The 19,472-nt window shown below is 65.0% G+C and carries 11 protein-coding genes and 1 pseudogene; 2 read left to right on the top strand and 10 right to left on the bottom strand.

Translation table 11 applies throughout. The features are described from left to right. Positions 1 to 2: 2 nt before the first annotated feature. Positions 3 to 965, top strand: a complete 963-nt coding sequence (locus CAG18_RS03245) for a D-glycerate dehydrogenase (protein WP_015270505.1) — start codon at positions 3 to 5, stop codon at positions 963 to 965. A gap of 76 nt (positions 966 to 1,041) precedes the next feature. Here CAG18_RS03245 and CAG18_RS03240 read toward each other — a convergent pair whose 3' ends face one another. Then, positions 1,042 to 2,346: an MFS transporter gene (locus CAG18_RS03240; protein ID WP_015270504.1), complete on the bottom strand. Its 1,305-nt coding sequence runs from the start codon at positions 2,344 to 2,346 to the stop codon at positions 1,042 to 1,044. A gap of 520 nt (positions 2,347 to 2,866) precedes the next feature. On the opposite strand from CAG18_RS03240, the gene CAG18_RS03235 reads away from it, so the two are divergent. Beyond that, positions 2,867 to 3,742 carry an AEC family transporter gene (locus CAG18_RS03235; RefSeq protein ID WP_013972763.1) on the top strand — a complete coding sequence of 292 codons (876 nt, stop codon included), beginning with the start codon at positions 2,867 to 2,869 and terminating at the stop codon, positions 3,740 to 3,742. A gap of 120 nt (positions 3,743 to 3,862) precedes the next feature. On the opposite strand, the gene CAG18_RS03230 is transcribed toward CAG18_RS03235, so the two are convergent. From CAG18_RS03230 to CAG18_RS03190, 9 genes and pseudogenes are all read right to left on the bottom strand, one after another. Next, the gene (locus tag CAG18_RS03230; RefSeq protein WP_085720314.1) at positions 3,863 to 4,456 is read right to left on the bottom strand and encodes a hypothetical protein; all 594 of its coding nucleotides are present in this window, start codon (positions 4,454 to 4,456) and stop codon (positions 3,863 to 3,865) included. 415 nt (positions 4,457 to 4,871) lie between these two features. Next, positions 4,872 to 6,005: an HlyD family secretion protein gene (locus CAG18_RS03225; protein ID WP_015270502.1), complete on the bottom strand. Its 1,134-nt coding sequence runs from the start codon at positions 6,003 to 6,005 to the stop codon at positions 4,872 to 4,874. Further along, a pseudogene (locus CAG18_RS03220) lies at positions 6,002 to 7,650 on the bottom strand (MFS transporter). The gene CAG18_RS03225 and the pseudogene CAG18_RS03220 overlap by 4 nt, the downstream one beginning before the upstream one ends. Positions 7,651 to 7,808: 158 nt before the next feature. After that, positions 7,809 to 10,325 carry an excinuclease ABC subunit UvrA gene (gene uvrA, locus CAG18_RS03215; protein ID WP_038409691.1) on the bottom strand — a complete coding sequence of 839 codons (2,517 nt, stop codon included), beginning with the start codon at positions 10,323 to 10,325 and terminating at the stop codon, positions 7,809 to 7,811. Between the two features lie 87 nt (positions 10,326 to 10,412). After that, entirely contained in the window at positions 10,413 to 11,510 is a 1,098-nt protein-coding gene (gene tssA / locus CAG18_RS03210) for a type VI secretion system protein TssA (RefSeq protein ID WP_003260519.1), read from the bottom strand. Between the two features lie 95 nt (positions 11,511 to 11,605). After that, positions 11,606 to 12,124 (bottom strand): type VI secretion system tube protein Hcp, encoded by a 519-nt coding sequence (locus CAG18_RS03205; RefSeq protein ID WP_013972759.1) that lies wholly within the window; start codon positions 12,122 to 12,124, stop codon positions 11,606 to 11,608. Positions 12,125 to 12,267: 143 nt separating this feature from the next. Beyond that, positions 12,268 to 14,763, bottom strand: coding sequence for a type VI secretion system membrane subunit TssM (tssM, locus tag CAG18_RS03200; RefSeq protein ID WP_085720313.1), 2,496 nt, complete (start codon positions 14,761 to 14,763; stop codon positions 12,268 to 12,270). Further along, positions 14,760 to 15,668, bottom strand: coding sequence for a type VI secretion system-associated protein TagF (tagF, locus tag CAG18_RS03195; protein WP_039613677.1), 909 nt, complete (start codon positions 15,666 to 15,668; stop codon positions 14,760 to 14,762). The genes tssM and tagF overlap by 4 nt, the downstream gene beginning before the upstream one ends. Continuing rightward, a complete protein-coding gene (locus CAG18_RS03190) occupies positions 15,665 to 19,468 on the bottom strand; it encodes a type VI secretion protein IcmF/TssM N-terminal domain-containing protein (RefSeq protein WP_085720311.1) in 3,804 nt (1,267 codons plus the stop codon). Before CAG18_RS03190 ends, tagF begins: the two co-directional genes overlap by 4 nt. Positions 19,469 to 19,472 lie beyond the last annotated feature (4 nt).

Below are 19,472 nucleotides of genomic sequence, written 5' to 3'. Positions count from 1 at the left end.
CAATGAAGAAGCGAATCGTCCTGTACAAACGCCTGTCCGACGACTTGATGGCACGCCTGCAAGAGCGCGTCGAGGTGACCTGGGTGGATACCTCCCAGCCCGATGGCCTGGCCCGTCTGCGCGATGCCTTGCCGGGTGCGCACGGGCTGCTGGGGGCCAGCCTGCGCCTGGACGCCAGCCTGCTCGACCTGGCGCCACAGCTTGAAGTGGTGTCCAGCGTTTCGGTCGGTGTCGACAACTACGACATCGCCGAACTCAGCCGGCGTGGCGTGATGTTGACCAACACGCCCGACGTGCTGACCGAAACCACCGCCGACACGGGCTTCGCCTTGATCCTGGCCACCGCCAGGCGGGTGGTGGAGCTGGCGAACTGGGTGCGAGACGGGAACTGGCAGGCCAACCTCGGCCCGGCGCATTTCGGCAGTGATGTGCACGGCAAGACGCTGGGCATCGTCGGCATGGGCCGCATCGGCGAGGCCCTGGCCCGGCGCGCCGCGGCCGGCTTTGGCATGCGTGTGCTGTATCACAGTCAGCGTGCAAAGCCAGAGGTGGAGGCGCGCCATGCTGCGCGTCAATGCAGCCTGGACGAGCTGTTGCAGCAGGCGGATTTCGTTTGCCTGACCGTGCCGCTGAGTGCCAGCACCGAAGGCCTGATCGGCGCGCGGGAGCTGGCGCTGATGAAGCCCCAGGCAATCCTGGTGAACATTTCCCGCGGGCGCGTGGTGGATGAGCAAGCGCTTATCGAAGCGTTGCGTGCCCGGCGCATACGCGGCGCCGGCCTGGACGTGTTCGTGCAGGAGCCGCTGTCGGCGCAGTCGCCGTTGTTGCAGCTGGACAACGTGGTGGCGACCCCGCATATCGGCTCGGCGACCGAGGAAACCCGCCAGGCCATGGCGCGCTGTGCGGTGGACAACCTGCTCAGTGCCCTGGCTGGTGAGCGCCCGGCCAACCTGGTGAATGGCTAAAGCCAGATCCACAAACCTGCGCGGCCCCTGTGGGAGCGGCCTTGTGTTGCGAAAGGGCTGCAAGGCAGCCCCGGAGTCAATGCGATTCTGAACGCTGCGCCTGCGCTGGCGCAGCACTCTCCACCGGCTCCAGCGGTGGGTGCTCCTGCGCCGCGTGCATCAGATCTTCGGTCACCCGCAGCTCGGCACCGGTCGGCGAGAAGGTGGTCGAAGCTGTAAACGGAGCCGGGTGTTCTGCCGCCGGGCGCTTGCCTCGGCGCCACATGAAGAAGCACACCATGGCCAGGTTGACCACGGCAAAGGCCCAGAACAATCCGGCCTCGCCAAACTCGGTCATCATCGGCGAAATCGCCACCGGCGCCATGGCCGAACCCAGCGAGTTGATCAGCAGCAGGCCCTGGATCATCGGCACCAGTGCATCCGATGGCGCGCGGTCGGCCGCATGGCTGACCGCCACCGGGTACAGGGTGAACACGCCACCACCCAGCAGGAACAGCATCGCCGGCAGCAGGATCGAGTCAGGCGGCAGGAACACCGTCACCAGCGACAGCAGCACGCACAGCCCGGCCAGGGCGATCAGCACATCCTGGCGGTCCTTGCGGTCAGACCAGCGCCCGACCGGGTATTGCAGCAGCATGGCACCCAGAATTACCCAGGCCATCATGTTGCCGACCTCGCCCACATCCAGGCCGATGCGCTGCAGGTACAGCGGCAGAAGGGCATAGATGCCGGCAATGGCCACACCCGAACCGAAGCAGCCGACCAGGCCCGACGGCGCAACGCCCAGCAACTGGCGCGGCTTGAGCGGTTCGACCTGGTCCAGCAGTGGCGACACCCGCGGCAGGATCACGATGGGTAGTACCGACAGGGCGGCGAGCACGCCGGCCAGCATGAACGGTGCGGTGTCACCCATCTGGGTGATTTCGCCAAGGCCGGCCTGGGCGATGACCCCGGCGCCGTAGAAGGCGATCATGTACAGCGCCAGCAGGCGGCCGCGGATCTTGGCGTCACCGGCCAGCAGCAGCCAGCTTTCGATCACCAGGAACACGCCCACTGCCGCCCAGCCGTTGATCAGGCGCAGCACCGACCACCAGGTGACGTCGTAGAACAGGCCTTGCAGCAGGATGGTCACGGCGATCAGCGAGGCGAAGCTGGTATAGGCGCGGATATGGCCGATGCGCAGGATCAGCCGGTCGTTGAAGATGGCACCCAGGGTCAGGCCGATGAAGTAGGTCGAGGAGACCACACCGATGGTGGTGGCTGATTCGCCGGCAGCGCCCAGGCGCAGGGTGGTAAGGGAAGACATGAAGCCGTTGCCCAGGGCAATGATGAACAGCCCGAGCAGGGGCGCCAGCGCCATGGCCAGCAAACGCGGAGACATAGGTACCTCTAGTTGGATGAGCGGAATGAGCGCCTTTTCGGACGCGCACACCGGCTCGACCCGAACGGGGCCGAGTGGCTGCACGGATGTGCCTGGGCTGGATGCGACGTTGCCGGTTGCCACCGTTCAAGGCGACGGGCGAAAAGGAAGCGCGATTCTACGGGCTTGCGCGGTTTTGCCCAAGGGGCTTGGGTGTGCGACGAGACGCCGCAGTCTGTGGGCGACACGAATGCGTCTTGGGCGGACATCCCGGGGCCGCTTTGCGGCCCAATCGCCGGCAAGCCAGCTCCCACCTCGACTGCATCGCCCTCAAGCATTGTGCAGTACCTATGGGGGCCGGCTTGCCGGCGATGAGGCCAGAACAGGCAACACAAGACAGCTACTCCCGCATGGTGGTGATACCTCAAGGCTTGGCGCTGTACCTGTGGGAGCCGGCTTGCCGGCGATTGGGCTGCAACGCAGCCCCGGCAATCCCGAAGACTGCGGCATAATGCGGGGCCCACCCCCAAGGAAGGCCCCCATGTTCGCTTCGCTGTTCGCCGTCCTGGCCCCGGTTTTCATCGTCGCCGGCATCGGCTATGCCTGGGCCCGCAAGGGCCTGGACTACCCCACCGAATTCATCGCCCGGGTGGTGATGACCGTCGGCACCCCGTCGCTGGTGCTGTCCACGCTCAGCCGCACCGAGCTGGACCCGAACGCCTTCACCAGCATGGCCATGGCCTGCCTGCTGTGCACCTTGGGCATGGCCCTGGCCGGCTTGCTGGTGTGCCGCGCTTCGGGCATGCACTGGCGTGTGCTGTTGCCGGCGTTCATGTTCCCCAACACCGGCAACATGGGCCTGCCGATCAGCCTTTATGCCTTTGGCGAACACGGGCTGGCCCTGGCCGTGGCGTTCTTCCTGACCCTGTCGATCGTGCAGTTCACCCTCGGCATGGCCATTTCCGGTACTGCGGCTTCGTTCAAGGCACTGCTGCGCAACCCTATCGTGATCAGCCTGGCCGGCGCCATGCCGATCATCTTCCTCGATTTCGAGTTGCCGCGCTGGCTGGCCAATACCGCAGACCTGCTGGGCGGCATGACCATCCCGCTGATGTTGCTGACACTGGGCGTGTCGCTGGCCAGCATTCGCCTGCGCCATGTGGGCAGCGGCATGCTGCTGGGCGGCTTGCGCATTGGCCTGGGGGCTGCCGTGGGCTGGGCGGTAGGTGCGGCGCTGGGCATGGGCAACCTGGAGCGTGCGGTGCTGGTGGTGCAGTCGGCGATGCCGGTGGCGGTGTTCAATTACCTGATGGCGGTGCGCGCCAACCGCGAGCCGGAGCAGGTAGCGAACCTGGTGATGTGTTCCACGGTGCTGTCGTTTGCCTGGTTGCCGGTGGTGCTGGCCTGGTGGATGTAAGCCGCTTGTACCGGCCTCTTCGCGGGCATGCCCGCTCCCACAGGTACAGCGCAGCTCTCAAAAAAAGTGGTGCACCTGTGGGAGCGGGCGAGCCCGCGAAGAGGCCGGTAAAGCAAACGGCTATTTCTCCTGCAACCGCCACCCCTGGCTGGTCAGCACCATCGCCCGGGTTTCCTTGAGCGGTGCTTCATTGCTGGCCACCGCCTTGCCCAGTTCGGCAATGCTGGCCTTGACCCCTTCATCCCCGGCCCAAGCCGGTAACCCGGTGATCTTGTAGGCATAGGTCACATTCGACATCTTCTGCCCAGTCACCTCGCTCGGCTCACTGAACTGCTCGATCGCGGTGACCTGAGCCTTGCCGAAGCACAGCCCGTTATCCGCCTTGTAATACTTGCGGCCTTCGTCGGTGAGGTCATAGGCGTAGTAGATGTCCGTGCGTGCCGCTTGCCACAGGCGGGCGGGCACCTCGGTGCGCGAGATCTCCTTTTCGCTGACCACACCTACCTGGGCCAGGGCATGCAACGCCTTGTTGGTGCCATGGAGGTCGAAGTCCTGGGTCTTGGTCGGGAATGAACTGATGACGAAGCAGTGTGGGTACTGGGTATCGAGGTAGGCCTGGGCGGCCTTCTGGAAACTGGCCTCGCTGGTTTCCTCGCTGTTCGAGCAACCGGCCAGGGTTGCCAACAGCGCCAGCGGCACGATCTTCCTGTACATGGTGACACTTCCTTGAGTGACAAAGGCAAACGGGTCGTGCGCGATTAGAACCTACGGGCTAGAGCGGCGCAATCATGGCAAGACGGCATCTCTGTGTGGGCTGCTGTGGCCCAATCGCCGGCAAGCCAGCTCTCATAGAACAACACATGACTCCTTGGTTCGGCGAGGTTCTGTAGGAGCAGCCTTGTGCTGCGAAGAGGCCGGGGCTGACAAAGCCTGTCTATTGTCTGTACCGGCCTCTTCGCAGCACAAGGCTGCTCCTACAAAGGACGCGTCAGACGAGCGATATTGGTTCTCTGCGCGAAAGCGCAGCCCAAAGGGCTGGGCAATCTCCCACAGGTACACCACAGGCCTTGAGAGCTGCACCGTAACTGTGGGAGCTGGCTTGCCGGCGATTGGGCCGGTAAAGGCAACATCACTGTTCGCCACGGGTATCGATACTGACCACCACCGACATCCCCGGCCGCAAGCGCCGAGCCTCCGGCTGGTCGGCATCCACGGTGATCCGCACCGGTATGCGCTGGGCAATCTTGACGAAGTTGCCGGTGGCATTGTCCGCCTGCAGCAAGGCGAACTCCGAGCCAGTGGCCGGTGAGATCTGCTGCACATGCCCATGCAGCTTCAGATGGTTCAGCGCATCCACGGTGAAACTCACCGGCTGGCCAATGCGCACATTGGCCATCTGGGTTTCCTTCATGTTTGCGATCACCCACAAGGTGTCGGGCACCAGCGCCATCAACTGCGCACCGGAATTGACATAGGCCCCCAGTCGCGTGCCGATCTGCCCCAGCTGGCCGTCGCGCGGGGCGGTGACGCGGGTGTTGTCGAGGTCGATGCGGGCCAGTTCCACGGCGGCCTTGGCGTTTTCCACCGAGGCCTCCAGCGCGGCCCGGTTGACCACCACCGTTTCGCGGTCCTGGCGGGCGATTTCCAGTGCTGCCTTGGCCTGGGCCAGGCTGGCGACCGCTGCAGCTTCGCTGGCTCGGGCCAGGTCCAGGTCGCGCCGCGACACCGAGCCATCGCTGACCAACGCCTGGTTGCGGCCGAGGTCGGCCCTGGCCTTGGTTGCCTGGGCGGCGGCATCGCCGATGGCGGCCTGGCGCTGGGCAATGGTGGCTTCGGCACTGTTGCGCTGCTGCAGGTTGTTGGCCAGGGCCGCCTGTTGTTGCTGCAGCTGGGCGATGGCCTGAGCCAGGCGTTGCTTGTAGATACGGTCGTCCAGTTGCACCAGCAGGTCGCCGGCCTTGACGAACTGGAAGTCATGCACCGGCACATCGACGATATAGCCGCTCAGCTGCGGCCCGATGATGGTTACCTGGCCGCGCACCAGGGCGTTCTCGGTGCTTTCGATGGCGCTGCTGAATGGCGGCAGGCGCCAGGCATACAGCACCAGCAGAATGCCGGCCAGGGCCACACAGGCGAAGCTGATCGACGACAGGATACGCACCCGCCGCGAACGCACCGGGCTGGTCGGCTCGCTGGGCGGCGTGGCGCCTTCCGGGGTTTCGGCGATGGCGGTGGTGGTCGTGGTGCGGGTGTTGTCGGTCATCGGGTGGGCGCGCCGGGGGTGGAGTCAGGGGAAAGGGCCCGGCGTTTGGTGTGCCAGAGCCAGGTGCTACGGATACAGATCCAGATCATGGTCAGGATAGCGATGCTGCCGATCAGCACGAACACATCGTTGTAGGCCATGATGTTTGCCTCGCGGGTGGCGGCACTGGCCAGCAGGCGCATGCCGGCTTCGCTGCGCAGGGCCGGGTCGGCAAAGATGCCGCCGTAGCCGCCACCGCCACTTTGCACGCGGGCCGTAACCAACGGTTCCAGGTAGCTGAGGCGGTCCATCAGGTGGCTGGAATGGAATTTCTCCCGCCAGGTCTGGAAGGTTCCCAGCAGCGCCGCGCCAATCAGGCCGCCGAGGTTGTTGCAGATGCCGAACAGCACCGAGAAACTCACCAGGTTGCGCGGGTTGGCGCGCACATGGCTGATGCCAAGGGCCATGGATGGGCCGAGGAAGAAGGTGCTGCCGAATGCCAGCAGGAACTGGCTGAGGTACATCTGTGCCGGGCGGGTGAGGTTGCTCGAGCTGCTGTCCATGAAGGCGCCGGTGGCCATGGCCAGCAGCGAGATGAACAGCGGGATCACCAGGTGGTTGGGGTTGATGGTGAGGGCACTGCTGGCCAGGCCTGCCACCGCGCCCAGCAGCATGACCGCGTATAGCGTGCGCATCTGCTCGCTGCCCAGGTTCAGCGCTTGCAGGAAGCCGACCGCCCCGGTGGACTGCTCCGAGGTGACCATGCGGATCAGCACCACGCACAGGGCCAGGCGAATGATTGCGCCGCTGCCCAGCCAGCGGGTCATCAGCAGCGGGTTCTGGCGGTTGTGCTCGATGGCCAGGCCGCTGAAGATCAGCGCGATCGAGGCCGCCAGGGCCATGCCGATCCAGGGCGCCTCCAGCCACCAGTCGATACGCCCGAGTGACAGTACGGCGCAAAGCAGGGCGGTGCCGCTGGCCATCAGCGAGAAGGTAAGGAAGTCCAGCGGCTCGAAGGTCTTGAAGCGGTCACCGGGGGCAGCTTGAGCATCAGCACGCAGCCCAGCGCGGCCAGCGCCAGGCCCAGCTCGAACAGGTACAGGCCGCGCCATTCGGCGATCTGCAGCAGGTCTTCGGAAAATATCCGCGCCAGCGGCAACGCCAGCTGCGAGGCGCCCAGGCCCAGCACCATAGCCTTCAACCGCCATTGCGCCGGGAACGCCTGGATCATGTAGTACAGCCCCAGCGAGCTGAGCGCGGCACCGACCATGCCATGGGCCGCCCGCACGGCGATGGCCGAGTTGAGGTCGTTGACCAGCAGATGGGCGAAGGTGACCAAGGCATAGAGCACCAGGAACACCTCGGTGAACGCGCGCAGGCCGAACTGCTGACGGAACTTCACCAGCAGCAGGTTGATGGACACGTTGGTCATTACGTAGGCGGCCGGCAGCCAGGCCATCTCCGCTGTGGTTGCGCCCAGCGCACCCTGCAGGAATACCAGGTTGGCGGTGACCAGCGCGTTGCCCAGGCCACCAGTGATCGCCACCAGCAGCCCGACCACGCCGTAGGCCAGGCGTTTGGCGGGTGTGTGCAGGGGCGTGGAGGGAGAGCCCGGCAGGCTGGGTTTTTCGTGGGGGAGCCACTGGCGTGGGGCGTATTTGTCCATGTGGCAGACTGTACTTGAGCGGTCGTTGCAAAAAAACAGTCTACAGCCTGCACCGGCCTCTTCGCGGGTAAACCCGCTCCCACAGGGTCACCACAGATCTTGCAAGCTGTGTAGTACCTGTAGGAGCGGGTTTACCCGCGAAGAGGCCGGTGCAGCCGCTACAAGGCCTTGGCCAGAAACGCCGCAGTGCGGCTTTCAGCACACCCGGCCACCACCTGTGGCGTGCCGCTGACCACCACCTGGCCCCCGGCATCCCCGGCCCCAGGGCCGATGTCGATCACCCAGTCGCTCTGCGCGACCACCCGCATGTCATGCTCGACCACCACCACGCTGTGCCCGCCATCGACCAGGCGGTTGAGCTGCACCAGCAGCCGGTCGATGTCCTGCGGGTGCAAACCGTTGGTAGGTTCGTCCAGTACATACAGCGTCGCCCCGCGGGCCATGCGCTGCAGCTCGGTGGCCAGCTTGATGCGCTGCGCCTCGCCGCCGGACAGTTCGGTGGCCGGCTGCCCCAGGCGCAAATAGCCCAGGCCGATGTCCTGCAGCACCTGCAGGCAGCGGCGCGCCGCTGGCTGCTCGGCGAACACTTGCAGGGCCTGGTCGACGGTCAATTGCAGCACCTGCGCGATGTTCATGCCTTGCCAGCTCACCGCCAGGGTTTCCGGGTTGTAGCGAGCGCCATGGCAGGTCGGGCAGGGCGCGTAGACGCTGGGCATGAACAGCAACTCGACACTGACGAAGCCTTCGCCCTCGCAGTTCTCGCAGCGCCCCTTGGCAACGTTGAAGGAGAAACGCCCGGCATCGAAGCCTTGTGCCTTGGCCTGTTCGGTGGCAGCGAACAGCTTGCGTACATGGTCGAACAGGCCGGTGTAGGTGGCCAGGTTGGAACGAGGCGTGCGGCCGATCGGTTTCTGGTCGACCTGCACCAGGCGCTTGATGCTGCCAAGGCCGGCGCTGACAAACCCGCCGCTGGCCTGTTCGGGTTCATCTTCCAGGCTCTGCTCCTCAGGCTCGCTGCGCAGGTCGGCATGGCCCAGGTGCGCCCCCACCAGCTCCAGCAGAGCCTGGCTGACCAGGCTCGACTTGCCCGAGCCGGAAATACCGGTGACGGCGGTAAAGCAACCCAGCGGGAATGCGGCACTGAGGTCGTGCAGGTTGTTGCGGCTGATGCCTTCGAGCTTCAGCCAGTCGCGGGCCTGGCGAGGTGTGCGCGTGGCCTGGGCCAATGTACTGAACAGGTAGGCCCGGGTGCATGACTGCTCGACCCGGGCCAGGCCGGCGGGCGGCCCGCTGTAGAGAATGGTGCCGCCATGCTCGCCAGCGGCAGGCCCTACATCCACCAGCCAGTCGGCACGACGCATGGTATCCAGGTCGTGCTCCACCACATATACCGAATTGCCAGCCTGCTTCAGGCGCTGCAGCGCTTCAAACAGGGCTTCGCTGTCGGCCGGGTGCAAGCCGGCCGACGGCTCGTCCAGCACGTAGATCACGCCGAACAATTGCGAGTTCAGCTGGGTGGCCAGGCGCAGGCGTTGCAGCTCCCCAGAGGACAGGGTAGGGGTGCTGCGTTCCAGGGCCAGGTAGCCCAGGCCCAGGTCGAGCAGGGGGCCGATGCGTTCGAGCAGTTCGTTGGCGATGCGTTGCGCGGCGAGGCGTTTTTCCAGGGTCAGGTTGCCGTCGTGCTGCTCCAGATAGCCTGGCGCAGCAACCTGACGGAACACCTCGGCCAGCGCCTGCAACGACAACCGCGACAGCTCGCCTATGTCGCAGCCGGCGAAGGTTACGTCCAGCGCCTCACGCTTGAGGCGCTTGCCCTGGCACTGCGGGCATGGGCTGGGGCGCATGTACTGCGACACACGCTTGCGCATCTGCGCGCTCTGCGAGTGCATGAAGGTGTGCAGCACGTAGCGCCGGGCACCGCTGAAGGTGCCCTGGTAACTCGGCTCGAGCTTGCGCTTGAGCGCAGCGCGGGTCTGCGCCGGGGTCAGGCCGGCATACACCGGCACCGTGGGTGTTTCTTCGGTGTAGAGAATCCAGTCGCGTTGCTGCTGGGGCAGGTCGCGCCAGGGGGTATCGACGTCATAGCCCAGGGTCACCAGAATGTCCCGCAGGTTCTGCCCCTGCCAGGCCATCGGCCAGGCCGCTACGGCCCGTTCGCGGATGGTCAGCGACGGGTCGGGGACCATGGTCGCTTCACTCACTTCATAGACCCGCCCCAGCCCATGGCACTCCGGGCAGGCACCTTGCGGGGTGTTGGGCGAGAAGTCCTCGGCATGCAACATCGGTTGCCCGGCCGGGTAGCTGCCGGCGCGGGAGTAGAGCATGCGGATCGAACTGGACAGTGTAGTCACGCTGCCCACCGAGGAACGTGCACTCGGCGTGCCGCGTTGCTGCTGCAGGGCCACGGCCGGCGGCAGGCCTTCGATGGCGTCGACGTCCGGCACGCCGACCTGATCGATCAGGCGCCGGGCATAGGGCGCCACCGATTCGAAGTAGCGGCGCTGGGCTTCGGCGTAGAGGGTGGAGAAGGCCAGCGAGGACTTGCCCGAGCCGGACACCCCCGTGAATACCACCAGCGCGTCGCGAGGGATATCCACATCGATGTTCTTCAGGTTGTGCTCGCGGGCGCCACGAACGCGAATGAAGCCGGTGGGGGCGGGTGAACGTGGCGGCATCTGAGCGGTCCTTGGCGGTTGAGAGCACTCACGTTAGCAGTATTTGTGGTGCCTGTACCGGCCTCTTCGCGGGTAGCCGATACAGCATCAGGATCTTGGCTCGCGGGTGCCCAGCACGTCGCGAATGTTGTCCACCACGTTGCTGTCCTTGATCACATCGCTCAGCCAGCCTTCCAGCGGCATGTTGCCCCACTTGATGGCGCGTTCGATCAGGTAAGGCACCGGGCTCTGCGGTTCGCTCTGCTTGAAGAACTGGGCGATACCCGCAAGCATGGTGAAGGCTTCGTCGCGGGTCAGGGGCGTCGTGCGCATCGGCGCAGGCGTGGTGGCCTGGACGGGTGTGTTCATCGGTTCACCTGCTTCGCTGGTGGGGGCAACAGTGGCTTCGGGTTCTGCCGCTGCCACAGTGGCGGGGTGCAGTTCGACACCGCGGTCCTTGAGCAGTTTTTCAGCCAGCTGGCTGGCGCGCGACAGCATGTCGGCAAGGCTGGCAAAGCTGGGCGCCTCATGGCCGAACAGGCGGTCGGCACTGGCTTGCAGGGCTTTGCAGGCCTCCAGGCTGGCGGCGATCTGCAGGGCCTTGGTGCGCAGGTGTTCGGTGTCGCTAAGCGCCACCGAGCGCTGGAAGATTTCGGCGTTGATCTTGCCTTCGTTCAGCGCGGTCTGCATTGCCTTGGGGTTCTGCAAGGCAAGGTTTTCTACGTAGCGTGATTCGTCATAGCGCAACACGCCAAAATTCTGCCCTTGGGTAATGGGCAAGCCACCGGCAATGTCGGTGAGCGTGGTCTTCAGCCAGGACAGCCGCGCAGCGCGTTCGTCCAGGCCATCTTCGAGTGTTGGGTACAGCGTGTCCCAGAATGCTTCCAGTACCTGTTCGGTCAGCCGAAGGCCAAAGGTGATGCCTTCGAAATGTTCACGCTGGGCCAACCCTTCGCTGAGCCAGGCTACCAGCATCAGGTCCTTGCTTTGCTGCGCCAGCCCTTGGGCCGACAGGTTGACCACCTGCTCCCAGTCGGCGGTCTTCAGGTCGGTTTGCCAGTCGCCCTGGGTCAGGTAGTCAGGGTCTGCCCGGCGCGCCTCCTTGATCTGGTCGAACAAGGCAGAGAAGCTCAAGTCTTCGCCACTGCCACCCTCGATGGGTGCGGTCAGCGTTGCCAGCGAAAGGTCATTGAGGATTTCAGGCATAAAACACTCTGGTCATGGCAGATGAACAGCGTGCCAGGTCACCTGGCACGCTGTGGGATGTGGGCCGCCGTAGCGGCCCCCGGGTACGCAGGTTATCAGGCAAACACTTTGTTCGCGGTGCGGTCCCAGCCGCCGACGATGTTGCCGCCAGCCTGGCCGTCGGTGCGGTTCTGCTGGGTGTAGGTAGTTTTGATGCGGGCGAAGTTGAAGCTGATTTCTTCGACCGGCAGGTCGCTCACAGCCTTGTCTTCACCGTTCTGGTTGCCACCGGCGATGAAGCGCACCGAGGAGACCACGACTTCTTCCATGTCGATGGTCAGGTAGGTGACCTTGTCACCACCGGCGCGGTTCACGTTCAGCTTCAGCTTGGCGATGTGCTTGCCGGTGCAGCAGTGTTCGAACAGCTTGGCCGAAGCCTTGTCGACCGCCTTGCGGATCTTGAAGTCGCTCAGGGCAACACGCTCGGACGACGCACCGCCCGAGGAGCTGGCGGTAGCCGAGGTGGCCTGGGTGGCGCCGTACTCGTAGCCCAGCACTTCGATCCAGTCCTTGTGCTTTGCATCCAGTACTTCGCCCGGGATGCCGTCGATTTGGATATACGCGTCAAATGCCATTGTGAAACTCTCCATTAACAACATTTAAAGGGTTGCTCATGCGCCCCTTGGTTTTGACCTCGCCGAACCTGTCGGCAGAGGTAGCTTTCCGCTACCCGGGCCTCCTCCTGTGAGGCCCGGGTAGCCGGTTCTTGCAGCGGGCTTCAGTTGAGCCCGCGTACTTCGATTTCCACCCGGCGGTTGGGCTCCAGGCACTTGATCAGTTGCGCCCGCGGTTGCTGCAGGTCGCAGTTGACCAGCGGCTTGCGGCTGCCTTCGCCCTGGGCGACCACCAGTTCGGCAGGTACGCCCTTGCCGACCAGGTAGGTGCGAATGGTCTGCGCCCGCTGTTTCGAAACCTGCAGGTTGCCTTGGCTGTCGCCGAGCTGGTCGGCGTGGCCGGAAATGATGATCTTGCCGATGTTGGGCGTGTTCAGCAGTTTGCTGGCGATCGCGCTCAGCTGGCTCTGGCCTTCGCTCTTCAGGCTCTGGAAGTCTGCGCGGCCGAAGGCGAACAGGGTGTCGGACTCCAGCGTGATGGTCTCGATCGAACGCAGCGACTGGGCGCGCAGGCTGTCGATGTAATTGCGCGAACTGGACATCAGGAAGGCGTTGTCGAGGATACGCGGCACATCCGGCTCACGAATCTGGTCGCTGTAGAAGGTGATCTGGCGGCTGGCGTACAGGTAGTCCTGGTTGCCGCCGGCCTCGCTGGCGGCCGCGGCCATGCTCTTGCCGGTATGGCGAGCGATGGCCGGGTACCAGTAGTCGGGCAGGTGCGCCTTGAGAAACGCCGGGTCGGCGTTTTCGCGTCGGGCCGGCGAGAGCATCACGTAGGTATCCAGCGCCGCCTTGCCGAAGTCGGCGATCGACTGCGCGCGGTTGTCATGTGGCAGCGCCTCGGCCTCGACGCTGTCCACGCCGCTCACAGGCTGCAGTTCGCGGGTGTTGCGCTGGTACACCTTGATCGTGGTCAGCAGGTACAGGGTGCGGGTCAGGTTGTCTGCCGTGGGCTTGAGCATCACGTTCTGCAGCGTGGCGAAGTAACGGCTGCGCAGCAGCGGCTCGACCTCATGGCCCTGGTACAGGCCTAGGCGCATGCCCAGCGGCACGCCCTGTTCGCGGTGCTGCTGATAGTAGTGCTCGGCCCAGAAGCGCAAGCGGTCAAGGCTATGCCAGGCGGCGTACTGGCCGCGGGCAGCCTGGTCGTCGGCCTTGGCCTGGGCCAGTTCGTCGGCGATGCTGGCCAGGGTGGCGCGGTTGTTCAGGTACGACCAGCCCCACAGGCTGCACAGCACCAGGGCTGCCAGGCCGGTGGCGGCAACCCAGCCCGCCTTGCGCCGGCGCTCCCGCGTGTTGCTGGTGTACAGCGCCACCAGGTGCTGGTCAGGGATGATCACCTTGCGGAACAGGCTGTTGATGAACAGCGGCGCCGGCTGGCTGACGGCAGTGGCGGTGCCTTCGGCATGTTCGAGGGCGAAGCGTTCGGCCACATGCTGGCCGTGGCTGCCCCACAGGGCTTCGTCGGCCTGCAGTGCGGCAGTGAAATAGAACCCGCGCAGCATTTCGGCATTCTGGTACGGGTTGGCACGCAACAGGCTGTCGACGAACTGCTGCAGGCGCGGCTTGAGCGCGGCCAGCTCCAGCGGGAAGCGGTAGGCAGCGTTGTTCTGCCGGGTGACCTGAATGTCCTGCTGCACCAGGTGCTGGCTCGCCACCTGCTGCCAGTAACCGGTCAGTTCGTCCATCGCCTTGCCGAAGCGCTGGCCCCAGTCGGCCTGCGCGTAACCCTTGTGCGAGAAGGTCTTGCCCATCACCTCGCCACGCGCGGCGTCGTCAAGCTGGCGATAGAACGGGGTGAAGCCGGGGATCAGGTCGCACTTGGTGAACACCAGGTAGATCGGCAGGCGCACTTCCAGCAGCGCGCAGCTTTCCTGGATCCGTTCACGCAGGCGCTTGGCCACGCGGTCCTGGTCCTCGGCCGAGCCATGCAGGATGTCGGCGATGCTGACGCTGACGATCAAGCCGTTGAGAGGGCGGCGTTGGCGATGCTGGCGCAACAGCTGCAGGAAGCCGCGCCACTTGCCGGCTTCTTCGGGGCTGTTCATGTAGCGCCCGGCGGTATCCAGCAGCACGGCTTCGGAGCTGAAGAACCAGTCGCAGTTGCGCGTGCCGCCAAGCCCCGCAACCCGTGCGCCTTCGCGTTCGGCATAGGGGAAGTTCAGGCCCGACTGCAGGATCATCGTGCTCTTGCCGGCGGCCGGCTGACCGATCACCAGGTACCAGGGCAGGGCGTACAGCGCGTCCTTGGCCGAGGTGCCGCGAGGTGTGTTGCTGCGCAGGCGCTCGATGCTCTGCAGCAGGCGTTCGCGCAGCAGGCTTACTTCTTCGCGGTCGGCGGGGGTGGCGTTGAGTACCGCCTGGTCGGCATCGTCGCGCAGCAACCCTTCGAGGTTGTGGTGCTGGCCGGCGCCGCGGTACAGCAGCAGTACATAGCCCGCCGACAGCAGCAGAAACACGCCGATACCGGCCAGCAGGCTATGCAGCGAGGCGAAGCCCAGGGCGCAGCCGATGGCCCAGACCAGGAAGATCGCCAGGAAGAACGCCACTCCCAGCAGGTAGGGTTGGTAGCGCAGGCAGTAGTACTTGATCTTGTTCATACAGGTGTCGCATCCAGCGCATCGACGAACTGGTCGATGACATGTTCAAGAGATCGGTCGTAATCGTGCAGCCGTGGCGCTACCGTCAGCGGGTCGAGCGGCTCCAGATGCTGACCTGCTTCGGCGCAACCACTGAGCAGGCGGTAGGCACAGTTGGCGTGGCGCGACGGCAGGCAGTACAGCCGTGGTTTCATGAAGTCGTCGGCCAGCAGGCTCACCGCCGGCACGCCGGGCTGCCGGCTCATGCGGGTCAGCCAGGTCAGCCAGAGGTCGGCGGTAGGGTTTTTCAGCCCGCGTTCGGCCGGCAAGGGCAGCTCGATGCCACCGGCGAAATCGTTGTGCAGCACGGCTCGGCTTGCCTGCAGTAGCGCAAGCGCCTTGTCACTTTTGAAGTCCGGCCAGGAGCGCAGCAGGGCGCGTGCGACATCGGCTAAGCTGAAATCCTTGAGGAATTTGGCGTGCACCTGGCGGAACAGGTCGAGGTCCTGGGCCTGTAGCGGCCGCAGGGCCTTGATGCGTTCGAACAGGCTGGCGCAGTCAGCACCCTGCACCGCCTGGTGCAGCATCGGCTTGATCTGCGCGCTGAACAGCTCGCCGAGGGTGAACGGGTTCACCAGCATCGTGGCTCCCTCGCCCTTGAGCAACTGGAAGATGAAGAACGGGTAGCGTCGCTGGCTGGCATCCCGCGAGCTGAGCAGGCCACCCAGCAGCCAGTTGCCGTTGCTCGCGCGGTAATTGAAGAAGCACATCGGCAGTGCGTCGAACAATGCCTGCCAGTCTTCGCGGTGGCGCATGGCCGCCAGCGCAGACTGCAGCCAGGCGTCGAACTCGCAGACTTCTTCCGCCGCGCCATGCAGGCTGACGAAGTCTGCGCTCGACGGCAGCTTGCCGAAGCAACCGATCATTGGGCGCCCCTGTCGTTGAGGGCGCTCAGCGCCTTGACATCACCCAGGTCGGTCAGTTTCACCCCACCGAAGTTGCGCACTACAAGGCTCACGCGGCCGCTGGCGGTGTTCCAGCTGAAGCGTTGCTGAATGCCGTCCAGGTCTTCGACCCGGGCGCTTTCGTTCATGCGCAGCAGGCCCCAGCGCCCGGGGAAGTCGAACACGGTGACCCGCGCGCCACTGAGGGTGACCACATCCAGGCGGGCACCCGGAGCGTTGCTGGTGCCCGGCCAGGCGAAGCGGTTCCAGCTACTGCGGCCGTTGCGGTAGTGCTGTTCCTGGCCATCGAGGGTGAACACGATGTCGGTGAAGTTGGCAGAAGGTTCCAGCATGATTTCGAAGCCGTTGTCACGGTCCGACAGGCTGGCGATCACCTGGCCCACGGAGCTGGCCTTGTCGATGCTGTTGAGCATGCCTGGGTTGACCAGCGCCGGTGCCTTGCCGTCGCCCACACCCAGGCTTTCACCCCCGGCCAGGTTGCCGATTTCGTTGCGCTTGAAGGCCGGCAGCAGGCCGCTGTCGGGGTCGACGAAGCGCTGCAGGTCCTTTACCGACGCCTCGTTGCGGCTGCTGCCGGCAATCGGGTAGCGGTGCGCCATGACCTGTTCCCAAGGCTTGGCGATCTGCTGCGCCCAGGCCTTGGCGATCTGCTGGCCGGCCGGGTCGCGCAGGGTCGCCCAGGCATACTGGATAGGCAGGCTGAACAGCCCCTGCAGCGAGCGCGACAGGCCGTCCTGGCTGGTGTCGACGCTGCTCTCCACGTAGTTGCGCACGGTGGTGATCTCGCTCGGCTGGCCTTCCAGGGTCTCGCTGATCAGCTGCTTGCTGCTCTTGCCCACATCCTGCGAGCGCTGGATGTTGTTCATGCGCACCTTGAGCTTGCGCAAGGCGGCCAGGTAGCGGTCCATGATGGTGCTGTCGGCGCCTTCGGCGTTGTTTTCGGCAAATACCCGCGCCACCGGTTCGAAGCGCTTGGCCAGGCTGCCGTCGTCCACCGCCGGCAGGGCCGGGGCGACGTTGGCGGGCAGGGCGTCCTTGGTGTCGAGCAGGCCGGAGACCTTGCTCCAGAAGCCGTCTTCGCGGGTACTACCGGGGGCCGGGATGGCGTGCTTGACCGGCAGGTCCCACTGGGTGTTGTCATTGACCGCCGCCAGCAGGTTCTTTACCGGCGAGTTCTGCACGTCGCTGAGCAGCCCCAGCTGCTGGGTGGCCGAGGCCAGGTCGGCGAAGTGGCGTACCCCCACGCTGCTGACCATCTTGTACCAGGCCTGGGTGTAGTCGCGCTTGTAGCGGGTCATGAACTCGCGCACGAAGTTGGCCTTCTGCACGATGGCATCGCCGCCTTCACCGTCCAGCACCCAGTCCGACTCGTTGCGCAGGTTGCCCGACACCAGCTTGATCAGTTCCGGCTTGACGAAGGTGTCCCAGCCCTGGCGGGTATAGATTGCCGGTACGCCAGCGGAGCCATACAGCAACGCGCGGCCCGGTTGCGGCACCAGGTCGTTCAGGCTCAGTGCCGGGAACTGGCGGCTCGACTCTAGTTGCAGGCGCAGGTACTCGCGATCGACCAGCGAGCTGGAGATCATGAATGACTTGAGGTTCTGCCGGGTTTCGTTGATCAGCTGTTCGTTACGCGGCAACGACGGCGCCTGGCCTTGTTCCAGCAACTGTACGTAAAGCGGGGCATTTTCTGCGATCACGGCTGCGTCGGCCGGAGTGCCTTCGGTGGCGGCGCTGGCCCAGGCCTGGGGCAGGTTGGCAGCGACGAAGGCCGGGTCCGGATGGCCTTGGGGCTCGGTCAGCAACAGGTACAGCTTGAGGGTGTTGTAGGCATCGATGATCGAGGCCACCTGCTGTTCGTCGAGGCGCCCGAGCATTTCTTCGGACAGTGACAGGCCACCGGTGGTGGCAGACAGCTCGGCGGCATCGCTGGCGGTGGCCAGGTTGACCTTGGCGGCATAGGCACCGGCGCGGCTGTTGCCCAGCGCAGCCTGGGCCTTGGCTGCGATGGCCGGGGCCAGCGGCTTGCCATTGCGTTTTTTCGGTGTCGGGGCCGGGGTGAATTCCAGCTCCTGGTTGATACCGTTGGCGAAGGTGTTGAAGGCCCGCATCTGCACTTGCAGGCTGCGTGCGATCGGCTCCAGCGCCTGGCTGCGCAGTTGCGCCAGGTAGGCGGTGCGAGTCACCTGGTGGATGGCTTCGCCATGGTACAGGCCACCCCCCAACTGCAGTGGTACACCCTGCAGGCGATGGTTTTCGACGCGGGCCATCTGTTCGCGCAGCACTTCCAGGCCCTTGCCAGCGGCCAGCTGCTGCTCGCGGTCTTCTGCCTGCTCGATCTGCGCCAGCTGCCCGCGCAGGCTGTCCAGCCATTGGCGGTTATTGGTGAACGACAGTGCCTGCCAACCGATGAACAGCAACCCGGTGGCGGCGGCCAGGCCCAGCAGCAGCGGGCTGAACGCAGCCTGGCGGCCCAGGCGCGACTGGTACAGGGTCAGGTCGCGATCGGGGAAGATCACCTGGCGGAAGGTGTCGGTGATGAAGTAGCTGCGGTTGCCCGCGGCCTTGCCGACGTTCTCGGTGTGCTCATCGTAGGCGGCTTGCAGGGCGAATTCGTCGGCGATGACGTCTTCGTATACCTGCCCCAGCTGCTGCCCGGTCTGCAGGGCGCTGGTGAAGTACAGGCCGCGCAGCAGCAGCGGGGCACCGCCGCGATGGCCGCGGGTGAAGTGCTCCAGGAACTGCTCGAGGACACCGCTGAGTGCGGCGAAGTATTGCGGGAAGTTCAGCAGGGTGCTGTCGGCTTCGGCACCGAGGGCGATCACCTGCGCGTCGACATGCTGGCGAATGTGGTTCTGCAGGTTGCCCAAGCGTGTCTGCAGCACGGCGTGCAGGCCGTTGTTGCGGATTTCCGACAGGCCGAAGGTCATGCCCAGCGGTTGCTGGCGTTCATGCAGGTCAAGGCCGTCGAACGCCTGGCTGAAGCCCGGCAACTGGTCGGTCTTGCTCAGCATCAGGTAGACCGGCGGGTTGGCGTCGAGGCACTCGGCGTATTCTTCCACCCGCGCCACCAGCTGGGCCGCCAGGGCATTGCGTTCGTCGCTGTTGGCTGCCAGCAGCTCGGGCAGGCTGACCACCATGACCAAGCCATTGATCGCCGCCTTGCCGCGCTGCTTGCGCAGCATGCGCAGGAAGGCCGAGAACTCGCTGGCCGACTGGTCATCACGCAGATAGCGGCCGGCGGTGTCGATCATTACCGCGTCGGGGCTGAAGTACCAGTCGCAGTGCTGGGTGCCGCTTTCGCTGTCGTTGGCCGTGGCAATGCTGGCCGACAGGCCGGAATGGGTCAGCAGCGAGGTCTTGCCGGCTGCCGACATGCCAACCACCAGGTACCAGGGCAGGTCGGACAGTGCCGCCTTGCCACCGCCTCCAGCGGAGCGGTCGGTGCGCAACATGGCAATGGCATGCTTGAGGCGTTCGCGCAGCACCTGCTGGTCACGGAACTCGCCAGTGGCATTCCACGAGCGATCAACCTCGATCTGCAGCAGGTTCTCCAGGTTGTGCTCGGCGCGAATGCGCTGGTATTGGCGCAGCACGATCACCAGCAGGAAGCAGGCGCTGATGATTGCCAGTGCTTCGGGCAGGTGCTGTTGCAGCCATGGCAGCAACGGGGCGACCAACCAGCAGGTCAACAGGCTCGCCAGCCACAGCAGCAGCAGGAGAAACCAGAAATTCTTCAAAAGGCGCAGTAATGTTTTCATGTCT

Source organism: Pseudomonas sp. B22(2017), assembly GCF_002113105.1.
GTDB lineage: Bacteria > Pseudomonadota > Gammaproteobacteria > Pseudomonadales > Pseudomonadaceae > Aquipseudomonas > Aquipseudomonas asiatica.
This window is presented reverse-complemented; position numbering and strand designations above follow the sequence as displayed.

What these genes read in the sequence shown, in the direction of transcription:
- CAG18_RS03245 (WP_015270505.1), top strand. Translation starts at nt 3, where the DNA reads ATGAAGAAGCGAATCGTCCTGTACAAACGCCTGTCCGACGACTTGATG.
- CAG18_RS03240 (WP_015270504.1), bottom strand. Translation starts at nt 2,346, where the DNA reads ATGTCTCCGCGTTTGCTGGCCATGGCGCTGGCGCCCCTGCTCGGGCTG.
- CAG18_RS03235 (WP_013972763.1), top strand. Translation starts at nt 2,867, where the DNA reads ATGTTCGCTTCGCTGTTCGCCGTCCTGGCCCCGGTTTTCATCGTCGCC.
- CAG18_RS03230 (WP_085720314.1), bottom strand. Translation starts at nt 4,456, where the DNA reads ATGTACAGGAAGATCGTGCCGCTGGCGCTGTTGGCAACCCTGGCCGGT.
- CAG18_RS03225 (WP_015270502.1), bottom strand. Translation starts at nt 6,005, where the DNA reads ATGACCGACAACACCCGCACCACGACCACCACCGCCATCGCCGAAACC.
- uvrA (WP_038409691.1), bottom strand. Translation starts at nt 10,325, where the DNA reads ATGCCGCCACGTTCACCCGCCCCCACCGGCTTCATTCGCGTTCGTGGC.
- tssA (WP_003260519.1), bottom strand. Translation starts at nt 11,510, where the DNA reads ATGCCTGAAATCCTCAATGACCTTTCGCTGGCAACGCTGACCGCACCC.
- CAG18_RS03205 (WP_013972759.1), bottom strand. Translation starts at nt 12,124, where the DNA reads ATGGCATTTGACGCGTATATCCAAATCGACGGCATCCCGGGCGAAGTA.
- tssM (WP_085720313.1), bottom strand. Translation starts at nt 14,763, where the DNA reads ATGAACAAGATCAAGTACTACTGCCTGCGCTACCAACCCTACCTGCTG.
- tagF (WP_039613677.1), bottom strand. Translation starts at nt 15,668, where the DNA reads ATGATCGGTTGCTTCGGCAAGCTGCCGTCGAGCGCAGACTTCGTCAGC.
- CAG18_RS03190 (WP_085720311.1), bottom strand. Translation starts at nt 19,468, where the DNA reads ATGAAAACATTACTGCGCCTTTTGAAGAATTTCTGGTTTCTCCTGCTG.